The organism is Vibrio sp. 10N.222.46.A1, from assembly GCF_041473595.1.
Taxonomy (GTDB): domain Bacteria; phylum Pseudomonadota; class Gammaproteobacteria; order Enterobacterales; family Vibrionaceae; genus Vibrio; species Vibrio tasmaniensis_A.
This window is the reverse complement of record NZ_JBFRSN010000744.1, coordinates 1-9,565: the sequence shown is the minus strand read 5'-3', so window position 1 is coordinate 9,565 and position 9,565 is coordinate 1. Positions and strand designations below refer to the sequence as shown.

Below are 9,565 nucleotides of genomic sequence, written 5' to 3'. Positions count from 1 at the left end.
CATTATACGATGCACGCACACTGTCTTAAGAGTAAGACTGAAACATCAAGAAGACTGGAGCGTACAGCGGGAATCGAACCCGCATCATCAGCTTGGAAGGCTGAGGTAATAGCCATTATACGATGTACGCACATCGTCTTAACGAGTTTGATAATGCCACATCTAACTGAAAACGAAACCTTTTTCTTTCATTTTTATTCTAAGTGCTCGCATAACCACCACTCCGCTAGTTTTTCCATCATGTTCGGCGCTTTTAGAGTGAATAAAATGTGACTAAACTCTCGTTAAACGTAGGGCGAGAAACAACAAAGAACCCTCCACTCTTTCTAAGACCCACTCAGTTGGATTTATAAACCTATTTTAGTGGTGTTTCCTCATCACAAAATTAACATAAATACAGGCAATTTGACCGTTAACATAAACTGATTTCCATTCGTATTTTGATGCCCATTAATAACAATCTGGATGCATTGTTTTAACTTGCCAGTCTGCCAAAGTATTCATCAAGTGAATCCGAAGCGGGTGGAGTTATAGACTCCTCTAAGCGTTCGAAGGAAAAAGTAACGAATTTAGTTGATAATTCATGCAAAACTCTCGTCATTACGTCTATCGTTTGGTACATTTGCCGCACATTTTGTCTCCCCTAAAATTCCCATGCCTTCTCAGTTCCGAATTAACAAAATTGTTGAAATTGGTGACACTCTTCATCGCAGTGGTTGTGCTCCTTACAAGCTAGAGAAATACACCCAATTCTATGCAAAAAAGCATGGTGTTGATGTGATGATCCAAGCAACGCCAACCGCGATTAATTATCAATTTCCAGACGATAACAACGCCGTTATTCTTAAGCGTCTAAAGCCTGCTTCGATTAACTTGAGTTTGTTGGCCAATACCATCATTCGTATTAACCAACCGAGCAGTGAGCCTGTGCCAGAGCCTGTCGGTTACTCTAAACTTGTGACGGCACTGGCCAATATGGGTATTCCGCCAGCGTATCTGATGCTAATTGGCAGTACGTTAGAAGCGGTTGGCTTTTCTGCATTACTGGGTCTGATGGTTTGGGTATGTCAGCAAGTTCTTCATTCACGTCGCGCTATTGCGGTTGAATTCATCTCGGCACTATTAACGGGTATCTTCGTGGCATTTTTGGCAAGCACAGGGTTGCCGATCCCGGTGTGGGCGTTATGTATCGCTTCGATTGTCTTGTTTGTCCCCGGGTTATCCATAGCCAACGCACTAGAATGTTTGGCGTTTAATGATCTCGTCTCTGGTACCAGTTTGTTAGGGCAGAGCGCATTAACCCTGATAAAGCTGTTTGTCGGGATTATTATGGGGCTCAACATTGGTGAAGCGATATGGGGACAAGCGGTCTCCATTGACTATACGAATGCGGTTCCGACATGGATGCACATATCTGGTTTGGTGTTGATCTCGGTGTCGATTGGTGTGATGTTCAATGCGCGTCCTAAAGACATCTTACTTGGCTTGCCAGTGGCAGTTCTGGGTATGTGGGGGCCGTTCTATCTAGGTTTTGACAGTGGTTGGGTTGTCGGTACTTGGGTTACGACGGTTCTTATTACTTTGTACGGGACTTGGATTGCCAAGAAGATGGAGCTCACGGGCTCTATTTATATCGTGCAGGGGATCATCATCTTGGTTCCGGGTAGTCGAGTATTAGTGAGTGCCAGCCAGTCGGTGTTTGAACAATCGATTTTACCTATTCCGAGTATTGGTTTGTCGGCGTTGTTCATGTTCTCTGCAATTGTGGCAGGGCAAATCACCGCTTACTCGATTTACTCACCAAAAGTCGAACGTTAATCCGTTTCGCCTCCCAAGCCCTTAAACAAACACAGCTTAGCGGCTGTGTTTGTTCGTTTTAGGTACTGCTCTTTTCTAAGTTAAATTACGCTACTGAAAATTGGTTCGATTTGTGCTCGCTAAGCCTAACAAGAGTCATTAAAATGGACGCAAATTTTATTTAAATGAAGTATTAACGTATGTCTTTACCTCCTTGTCCGCAATGCCAATCTGAATATGTCTACCCAGACCAAAACAACCTAATCTGCCCTGAGTGTGCCTATGAGTGGAACCCAGAAGAAGAGCGTTTAGAAAGAGAAGCCGCGCGTGTTAAGGACGTAAATGGCGTTGTATTGGAAAGTGGCGATAAAGTTACCTTCATTAAAGATCTAAAAATTAAAGGCAGTTCTTCTGTACTGAAAATCGGCACTAAAGCGGTAATCAGACGAATAAATGAAGGCAAAGATCATCAGTTAGATTGCAAGCTTGATGGTGGTGGTGAAATGCTCGTTACAGCGAAGTACGTTAAGAAGCAGTAGTCGAGCGTTGGCTATATAGTTCATTGATTATTGTTGGAGATATTTTGAAGTATTCGACAAGACCCGCTCAGTCATCAGATTATGAATTTCTGTTCGAGCTGAAAAAGGCGGCTGAATTTGAGCCAATCAAAGCTGTTTTTGGCTGGGATGAGCAAATTCAACGAGATATACACGCCGAAGAGTGGGCAGAAGAACGACCTGAAATCATTGAATATCAAAGCAAAGCGATTGGCAGTGTGTTGCTGCAAGACAAAGGCGACCACTTCTATTTTTGCCGATTCTTCTTGCTGCCTGAGTATCATGGAAAGGGAATTGGTAGCCAAGTACTGAAAGACTTCTTAACTAAGGCTGATTGCTTAACTAAGGCTGACAGCCTCAATAAACCCGTCGAACTATGCTATTTACAAGGTAATCGAGTTGGAGATTTGTATCTGAGGTTTGGATTTGAAATTACTTCGCAGAATGACCAGTTTGTTTATATGTGGCGGTCACCTGGCCAACATAGCAGATGTTAGATATAGCCTTTTAAAGTTATAGAACAAATAGTTTTATATCAATGTAACTAAGTCTTAATCGCTATGTCTTGTGGCGGCACACCGAAGGTTTTCTTAAAAGCATTGGTGAAATTAGAAGGGTGCTGATAACCCGCTTCATAGGCGGCCTCGGTGATTGAAACCAACCCTCGTTCTAAATGCTGGCGTGCGATCTCTAATCGTCTCAAACGGATGTAACCGTTGATTGTCATGTTGTATGACTGCTTAAAACGCCTTTGAATATTAGATACACTCATCGAAAAATGCTCAGCAAGCATTTTTAGGCTCAGCTCTTGGTCGAGATGAATTTCAATAAAGCAGATTACAGCCTCAATTCGTTCGTCATAACTTTGATGTTCAATGTTAGTTACACGTGTCGCTGGTTTTATTATTTTTGGTTTAGTTTGGTAAGCCAGACAGCAAGTTTGTGGTAGTTGATGCATCGAATTCTCAAGGATCTGTTGAGTTAAGGATTCTATATGCAACTTCTGATGGAAGTTATTGGGTGAAGAGCAAGTTGTCAAGTCTTGTGTAAGCTTCCAGATTTCTTCCGTCACTTCTAATTGGAAGTTGGCATTATGTGTATTGATGAAATTTCGGCATTTACACTCTTCGGTTACTCGAGATTCGAACCATTTTGGTTTGACTAAGATATTAATCTTATTGAGTTTATTGCTTGCTGTCATCACTCGACGGAAATTGGCGGGTTTAGTGAGGTTGACCACCACACCTTGAGGTTGATGAGTGGCATCGAGATCAAATTCGAGATCATCGTAACCAAATGACAGCTTACCTTCCAAAAGAATGGTGATCAGAACTGAAGCGTGAGCGGTAGAGATGATCTTAGTATCGACGAGCTCAATACAGCGGCCACCGTGGATAAATATTAGTTCATTATATTGATAAGAAAGAAATTTCCCCTCAGCCAGTGATGTCTGTGTAGTTTGACCTTGTGTGACAATAATCTGCTTTTCTGTTTGCTCCAACTTTTTAGTCAGAGTGACTTTGCCAATTTTAGCCCGTTTAGACGTTACTTCACTCATTTGACCGTTCCTCATAACAGCTGTGCGTTTTTGCATAAGCAAATCATCTGTGCATTTATAGGTTACAACTCTATCATGATTGATAATTATTATCATTTACATCTAGGATTGAATCTATGGAAAGCCCAGTCAGATCAACAATTAAGCTTTCAGCCCTCTATATCGCAATTGCCAGCACGTTTAGTAGCTCTGTTATGGCCGAAGAAAGTACATCGCACTTCGATGAAGTTGTGGTTTGGGGAACGAAAGTCTCAAGCAACACTGAATCGATCATTGCAGATGACATGTCACTGAAGCAAGCTGACCATATGTCAGATTTGCTGCGCGAAATCCCCGGTGTTGATGTTGGGGGAACGCACTCGATCAACCAGCGAATTACGATTCGCGGCCTAAGCGAAACTGACTTAGACATTCGATTAGATGGCGCTTCTCAGCACGCCAACATGTTCCATCATATTGGTAATTTGACTCTTAACCCTGACATATTGAAATCAGCTGATATCCAAGTAGGTAACAACTCGGTGACGCAAAATGGGTTAGGCGGTTCAGTGCTGTTTGAAACCAAAGATGCCAAAGATCTACTTCGCTACGACGAGACTTTTGGCGCTCGTGTTTATGGCGGGTATGCCACGAATGCAAGCCAGCAAGGTTCACTTACTGTGTATGGTTTGTTGTCAGATAACGTCGATGCCATGCTTTACAGTCATTACATGAGCCGTGACAACTTTGAAGATGGTGATGGCACTGAAACCTTTGGCTCAGAAGGGGATGTATACAATATTCTAGGTAAGATTGGTTTTGAGCCAAGTGACTTACACCGTTTTGAACTCTCTTATGATATGTACCGTGATAACGGTGATTACAGCCCACGCCCTGATATGTCGGGTGGTACGAACGTGGGTTTGTCTAAAAACATCCTCATTCCCACCGATTACAACCGTGACACCATCACGGCCAGCTATGAGCTGCGTGGTGAAAGTCATCAAGGTAACGTGACTCTATACAACACGGAAACTGAGATTCAGCGAGATGAAAGTGTTATGGCACCACGTTGGCCTGCTAATCGCTTATCCAAAAACACGGCTAAAAACCAAAACTTTGGTCTCAACGCAAAGTTCCAATCCGATTATCGCCTGATGTCGTTTGATAACATCGCGACTTATGGCTTTGACTATATGGACAAGTCATCGAGCAGCTATTACGGCAGCAGCAAGTTTATGGACGAGTCAGCAATCTCTACAGCCCTTTTTGTTGAAGATCAGTTCTACTTTACTCAAGCATTCTCGGTCACGGCAGGGCTTCGTTTTGATGATTACCAACGTAAAGCAGAAGTTGGTAGCGAAGATTTTGACGATGTAACTTGGTCGTTGGCCACTCAATGGGATGTTACTCAAGATTGGACGCTGTTCGCGAGTACACGTTCGTTGTTCAAAGGCCCGGAGTTGATGGAGAGCTTTATTGCTTACCAAGATGTCGCTTATTTGGCTAACGATCTGAAGGCTGAGACAGGGCAGAACACGCAAGGTGGTGTCCGTTTCGATAAGCGCTTGGATAATCACTTTATTGGTGCCAACCTGACAGTATTCCAAACTAATATTGATGACTATATTGCCGAAAAGTATCAACGTGCAAGTAAGAGTTATTTGATTTATAACCTAGGTGACGTTGAGATAAAGGGCTTCGAGGCGAGCCTATCTTATGGCTACGAGATGTTTAACAGTAAGCTGTCCTATGCGCTTTTAGAGACTAAAAATAAAGATACAGGCGGTGCAGTCGCAGGTGGCAATGGTCGAAGTATTGATATGGGTGACAGCATTACGCTGACACTCGATTATCAGTCTGAAGCGCTTGAGACTATCTTTGGTTGGAATTCGATGTTTGTTAAAGACGAAGACAACGTATTCGATGGTCAGCCGAAAAAAGAAGGCTATGACGTTCATAACCTGTTTGCTCAGTGGGTGCCATCGAATCTTGATGGATTGTCTGTCACCTTTGGTATCGATAACGTGTTTGATGAGCAATACACCTCACACGCTTCTCGTTCAGGTACGGCAAGAGGCTTTACCTTGGATGACTATGAACCAGGCCGTAACTACAAGCTTTCTGCTGCTTATCAGTTCTAGAGAAGGCTTTAGCGTTTAGGTTTGGTTAGCGCAATAAACTGGCGGTCGTAGAGATCCGGAAGGGGTATTGCTCGAAATTGAAGTTATCCGTTTAAGTCATTCTAGTGAAAAGAAAAGCGCCTCTCGAGCAAGGAGTCGAGAGGCGCTTTCGCCTTATTTGTTATTGTGGGAATCACTCAATAGGCAAAGACAGCACACCACAATTGAGTTCTACTTGGCTCAGCCATTCTGTTGGAATCGCTCCGTCTTCTTCGTAGAAACACGCCGCTAATACCGCGCCAATCACAATCGCACGCCCGCAGCTGTCACCGCCACATAAGATATTGTCTCGAATACCTTGTTTATAGCTCTGAGCACCCGCAATGATGCGAATTAGCAAGGGAAATGCGGCACTCAGTTCACAATGCAATCCAAACTTCTTCGCGGCATCTGTTATTGAAAGCTCAGGTTCAGCCAATGCTTCATCGATTTGATCATGTATAAATCTGCTGCAAGTTTGTCGCACCATTTCTACGGACTGTAATGGTGAGTTGCCTTGAATCGCTGCTTGAATCAACAGGGTGATGGCTTGCGCCCATTCCACGGCTTTGTCGTTGTTGTTGGTCACTCGTACCGCGCTCTCTACCATCGCTGGTAAGGTGTGAGAGGTATAAGTACAGGCTACTAATGGAATGATCTTTGAAACTGCGGGGAGCTGCGTATCGTCTGCGCCACAGGCAGTAATCGGGGCGCCCTCTAGTTCTAATTGATGGATGTTCAGCAAGCTCATGCGCGTCGCTTTATCAATGTAGCCTTGCCAACTACCACCGAAATCAAACCATTTGCGGAAATGTTGAATATAGCTCGCTTCATCGTATTTTTGGTTGTCGACTAAACTATCGACCATCGCCAATAACTGAGCACCGTATTGCGAGTGCTCACCGGACGTTTTTCCTTGGTGCGCAAAGTAGCCTTTGTCTTGATAATCGAACTGATTCGGTGAGCGAAATTCTGGCTCGAAACCAGCCACGTGTAAGATCCTCTCTTGGTCATACAGCCAGTGCAACCCCATGGAAGCGGCGTCTCCAACCAATGCGCCGACAACGGCGTAAAAAGCTCTTTCTTTATGATTGTCCATGCTGAGTGATGTCCTTGAGAAGAATCAACGTAGTTCGATACTTCAAGTATAGTGATTAGACGAGTATTTCGCTGTGTTTCTAAGAAGAAATATGAAGGGATAAATCCCGATTGGTCAATAGCTTAAAACAATCAGGTGAACTTGATAAGGGAAAGGAATGGTCGGGCGAGTCGGTACTATTAATTAATGACGTTACTGATGGTTAAGGTAAACACTAGAACGTTGTTCAATCACTTTGAACAGACGCGAAAGCGCAAAGCATAAAGCAAAATATACGAAGCCTACAATCAGCCAGATCTCGAAGATCAACCCCGATGAGTTTGCCATCTCAGTACCAACAAACGTCATCTCTTGGATCGAAATCAGAGACACAATCGACGTGTCTTTAATCAAGGAGATTGCTTGGCCTGCCAATGGTGGGGTGATGGCCGTTAATACTTGTGGGCCAACCACAAATCGATACTTAGACAATGCAGACAAGCCAAGCGAATCGGCCGCTTCCCATTGGCCTTTAGGAATACCTTCTAAACCCGCTCGAATCACTTCCGCAATGTAAGCCGAAGAGAGCAAACCAATACAGATAACACCAGACGCTAAGTTTTCCCAAAGGTTAGCAGGACCAAACAGAAAGGCTTGAACAGCGTTAATCTCGCCATTGTGTTCACGTAAGATACTTTCTAAACCAAGTAATGGAATCAGTTGGTTAGAAACGAAGAAATAGAATATGAAGATAAACACCAGTGGCGGAATATTTCGAACCAACTGGATAAAAATCAGTGCCGGTGTTTTGAAGAAAGCGATCTTTGAGTGTCTTGCTACACCTAACAATGTGCCAAAAGAGAGTGCTAACACCATACTCCAGACACTCAAGCGCAGTGTAGCGATCAAGCCTTGGAAGAAGTAGGGAATACTGCCTTGAGAAGGTGGAATGAAAATTAGGGTAAACGCATCTTCCCAGCGCCACTGGTAGTTGATACCAACAGCAGAACGATAATAAAGCCAGCCTGCAAACACACAAATGACAGCGAGTAACACGCCATCCAAAAGGTTAAGGCGTTGATACCAAGGCTTCATATAAACGTTGGGCTTAGGTGTTGTTAATGCGCTAGTACTACTCACGTCATTCCTGTTTAAACAATAATAATTAGTAGGCTGTTTTGTTGAGTTTTAGATCATCATTAAAGCGAATCAAGTTGCCGAATCGAGGCAGTGCAGACAACGCACTGCCTCGATTCACTAGCAAAAGTTCAGATTACTGACCTTGAGCAATCCGGTCCTGCCAATCTAGAGTAGAGAACCAGTACTCGTAACGCTCTTTCAACCAACCGTCTTCAGTACGTGCTTTGATCCATTCGTTGAAGAATTCTGCCTTGTCAGTTTCACCTAGGCGAACTGCAAATGCTTCGTTACCTTTTGATAGACGCTCTTCAAATGGAATAAATAGCGTGTCTGCATTTTTGATCGTTTCGTGTTCTGGTTTCGGGCTAGACGCGATAACCGCGTGCGCGTTGCCGTTTAACACTTCTTGGAATGCTTGAGCATCGTCATCGAACTGTAGAACTTTCGCTTTAGGGAAGGTTTCACGAGCGACTTGAACCGTGAATGCTCCACGACGTGCTGCAATTTTTACGCGGCGAGAATCAAAATCAGAGATCTGAGTAAAACCTTCCGCTAGCTCTTTGTTAGCCGCCAGTTGAACGCCAGAGTGCGAGTAAGGTTCAGTGAACAATACGCTTTTAGCTCGCGCTTCAGTGATAGACATACCGCCGATGATTACATCAAATTTTTTCGATAATAGAGAAGGGATAATACCGTCCCATGCCGTAGGTACAAATTCGACTTTCCAACCAGAATCTTCGGCAAGGCGTTTCGCCACGTCGATTTCAAAGCCAACGAGATCGCCTTGTTTGTTACGCATCGCCCAAGGAACAAATGTCGACATCCCAACGCGCAGTGAGCCACGTTCGTTGATTTTATCGAGGTTAGGCGTTTCAGAAGCAAGTGCAGGCAAACTTACGGCAAGCGCAAGTAGGGCTGTAATCGCGGTTTTAAATAGCTTCATGCTGATAAATCCTTATTGTGTTCGCCAGTTAGCCCCGAGCTTATGCTCAAGCCAAGCAGCAACGGCAGAAAGTGAAAGTGTAAGAGCAAGATAAATGATCGCCACAGAGAACCAAATCTCGAATGGCATCGCGGTTTCAGAAACAATGTTTCTGGCTTCAGTCGTCAGGTCAAAAATAGCCATGACACTCACAATTGAAGAGTTTTTAATAAGAGAGATCACTTCATTAGTCAAAGGTGGCAAGGTACGTTGCACCACCTGAGGAAGAATCACATCCCAGTAAGTATAGGTCTTTGATAAGCCCAAGGATTGAGCTGCTTCAAATTGTCCTCTCGCAATACCATTTAAACC

At 43.8% G+C, this 9,565-nt stretch carries 9 protein-coding genes and 1 tRNA gene; 4 read left to right on the top strand and 6 right to left on the bottom strand.

Features of this window, described 5'->3' with window-relative positions; genetic code table 11:
• Window positions 1-55: 55 nt before the first annotated feature.
• Window positions 56-130: transfer RNA gene (locus AB4496_RS19525), tRNA-Gly, on the bottom strand.
• 524 nt (window positions 131-654) lie between these two features.
• On the opposite strand from AB4496_RS19525, the gene AB4496_RS19520 reads away from it, so the two are divergent.
• The 3 genes from AB4496_RS19520 (at window position 655) to AB4496_RS19510 (ending at window position 2,851) form a co-directional block, all read left to right on the top strand.
• Window positions 655-1,818 (top strand): threonine/serine exporter family protein, encoded by a 1,164-nt coding sequence (locus AB4496_RS19520; RefSeq protein WP_009845522.1) that lies wholly within the window; start codon window positions 655-657, stop codon window positions 1,816-1,818.
• Window positions 1,819-1,997: 179 nt separating this feature from the next.
• Window positions 1,998-2,336 carry a zinc ribbon domain-containing protein YjdM gene (locus AB4496_RS19515; RefSeq protein WP_004731484.1) on the top strand — a complete coding sequence of 113 codons (339 nt, stop codon included), beginning with the start codon at window positions 1,998-2,000 and terminating at the stop codon, window positions 2,334-2,336.
• A 44-nt stretch (window positions 2,337-2,380) separates the two neighbouring features.
• Window positions 2,381-2,851, top strand: a complete 471-nt coding sequence (locus AB4496_RS19510) for a GNAT family N-acetyltransferase (protein ID WP_017101368.1) — start codon at window positions 2,381-2,383, stop codon at window positions 2,849-2,851.
• A 47-nt stretch (window positions 2,852-2,898) separates the two neighbouring features.
• On the opposite strand, the gene AB4496_RS19505 is transcribed toward AB4496_RS19510, so the two are convergent.
• Window positions 2,899-4,008: an AraC family transcriptional regulator gene (locus tag AB4496_RS19505; protein WP_032555060.1), complete on the bottom strand. Its 1,110-nt coding sequence runs from the start codon at window positions 4,006-4,008 to the stop codon at window positions 2,899-2,901.
• Between the two features lie 20 nt (window positions 4,009-4,028).
• Here AB4496_RS19505 and AB4496_RS19500 point away from each other — a divergent pair, with 20 nt between their 5' ends.
• Complete coding sequence (locus AB4496_RS19500; RefSeq protein ID WP_009845519.1) at window positions 4,029-6,035, top strand: TonB-dependent siderophore receptor; 2,007 nt, start codon at window positions 4,029-4,031, stop codon at window positions 6,033-6,035.
• Window positions 6,036-6,207: 172 nt separating this feature from the next.
• Here the strand turns inward: AB4496_RS19500 and AB4496_RS19495 are convergent, their stop codons facing one another.
• The 4 genes from AB4496_RS19495 to AB4496_RS19480 form a co-directional block, all read right to left on the bottom strand.
• Window positions 6,208-7,152 (bottom strand): ADP-ribosylglycohydrolase family protein, encoded by a 945-nt coding sequence (locus AB4496_RS19495; RefSeq protein ID WP_009845518.1) that lies wholly within the window; start codon window positions 7,150-7,152, stop codon window positions 6,208-6,210.
• Between the two features lie 192 nt (window positions 7,153-7,344).
• Window positions 7,345-8,271: an amino acid ABC transporter permease gene (locus tag AB4496_RS19490; RefSeq protein WP_032555058.1), complete on the bottom strand. Its 927-nt coding sequence runs from the start codon at window positions 8,269-8,271 to the stop codon at window positions 7,345-7,347.
• A gap of 133 nt (window positions 8,272-8,404) precedes the next feature.
• Complete coding sequence (locus AB4496_RS19485) at window positions 8,405-9,214, bottom strand: transporter substrate-binding domain-containing protein (RefSeq protein WP_009845516.1); 810 nt, start codon at window positions 9,212-9,214, stop codon at window positions 8,405-8,407.
• 12 nt (window positions 9,215-9,226) lie between these two features.
• Window positions 9,227-9,565, bottom strand: a 339-nt coding sequence (locus tag AB4496_RS19480; protein ID WP_372131672.1) for an ABC transporter permease subunit, incomplete at its 5' end; no start/stop codon positions are given.

Bases quoted from the DNA above. Each gene is read 5' to 3' on its own strand.
- AB4496_RS19500 (WP_009845519.1), top strand. From the start codon at position 4,029: ATGGAAAGCCCAGTCAGATCAACAATTAAGCTTTCAGCCCTCTATATC.
- AB4496_RS19495 (WP_009845518.1), bottom strand. From the start codon at position 7,152: ATGGACAATCATAAAGAAAGAGCTTTTTACGCCGTTGTCGGCGCATTG.
- AB4496_RS19515 (WP_004731484.1), top strand. From the start codon at position 1,998: ATGTCTTTACCTCCTTGTCCGCAATGCCAATCTGAATATGTCTACCCA.
- AB4496_RS19505 (WP_032555060.1), bottom strand. From the start codon at position 4,008: ATGATAATAATTATCAATCATGATAGAGTTGTAACCTATAAATGCACA.
- AB4496_RS19520 (WP_009845522.1), top strand. From the start codon at position 655: ATGCCTTCTCAGTTCCGAATTAACAAAATTGTTGAAATTGGTGACACT.
- AB4496_RS19485 (WP_009845516.1), bottom strand. From the start codon at position 9,214: ATGAAGCTATTTAAAACCGCGATTACAGCCCTACTTGCGCTTGCCGTA.